Origin of the sequence: Kitasatospora sp. NPDC056531 (genome assembly GCF_042794375.1) — a bacterium.
Lineage (GTDB): Bacteria > Actinomycetota > Actinomycetes > Streptomycetales > Streptomycetaceae > Kitasatospora.
In genome coordinates, this window is sequence record NZ_JBHTTU010000215.1 from 1 (window position 1) to 1145 (window position 1145).

Annotated in this window: 2 protein-coding genes; both read right to left on the reverse strand. The window is 74.8% G+C overall.

Translation table 11 applies throughout. The features are described from left to right. Positions 1 to 293: maleylpyruvate isomerase N-terminal domain-containing protein (locus ACFQ87_RS44410; RefSeq protein WP_380616741.1), on the reverse strand; the 293-nt coding region annotated here is incomplete at its 3' end. Positions 294 to 521: 228 nt separating this feature from the next. Beyond that, the coding region (locus tag ACFQ87_RS44415) for an NAD-dependent epimerase/dehydratase family protein (protein ID WP_380616742.1) at positions 522 to 1145 on the reverse strand (624 nt) is incomplete at its 5' end.

Consider the following 1145-nt stretch of genomic DNA (forward strand, 5'->3'; position numbering starts at 1 on the left):
GCCGGGTCCCGCTCGGGCCGCGCGGCCAGCGAGGCCGCGTTCGCCGCAGCCAGCGAGCCCGGGGTGCCGTCCCCGTACGGCCGTTCCTCGCCGGCGGCCAGTGCGGCCATCAGCTCGTTGGCCATCACCAGGTGGGCGGCGGCCTCGGCGACCGTCCACTCGGCGCCGGGTATCGGGGTGTCGCCACGGCAGCCGGCGAGCAGGGCGACCGCCTCGTCGCCGACCGCGGTGACCGCCTCGAAGAGCGCGCCGCGTGCGGCACCGGGGCGGTGCTCAGGGAGCGGGAGGGTCATGATGCTGAACACTGACTGACTCGCGCGCCGCTGTCCAGACCCGTGACGCGGTCAGGAGGCCGGACGGACCGAGGGCGTTCGCGGGGGTCGACCCGGTTCCTCGTCGGCGAGGGCCGGGTCGGGGTGACGCGCGGCCGGCTGGCCGCGGCCGAGGCTCGGGGCGCCGTCCTGGTCGTCCTCGTGCCGCCGGGCACATGGCCCCGGTCTGCTGGAAGTCGAAGCAGGTGGTCAGGGCCTGGCCTGGGTGAAGCGGCCGCCGAGGTAGCGGTGCTCCGGGTCGTCGGCGGGTAGTTCGCCGAGTTCCGTGACCAGCTCGGTGGCGAAGGTCTCGGCGTCGTCCTGCGGCCGGTAGCCGAGCGCCCGGGCCGATGAGAGGTCCCACCAGGCGCGGGTGTTGGCGGAGATGCCGTAGGCCACGGTGTGGCCGGCCACGGGGCCGGTGAGCGCGGCGTGCACGAGGCGGGCGCAGTCGCCGGGGCTGAGCCAGGTGGCGAGCATCCGGATGCTGCGTGGTTCGGCGGCGAAGGAGCCGATCCGCAGGGAGACGGTCTCCATTCCGTGCCGGTCGGCGTACAGCGAGGCGAGGTTCTCGCCGAAGCATTTGGAGAGCCCGTAGTAGGTGTCGGGCCGCTGCGGGGTGTCCACCGGCACGGTGGCGCCGTCGGCGGGCCGTTCGGTGAAGCCCGTCGCGTGGTTGCTGCTGGCGTAGACGATCCGGCGTACGCCTGCGGCCCGGGCGGCGTCGTAGAGCCGGTAGGTGCCGTCGATGTTGGCGGCCAGGATGTCGGCGAACGGCGCCTCTCCCGGAATCCCGGCCAGGTGGACCACGGCGTCGACGCCGTCCGCCGCCGT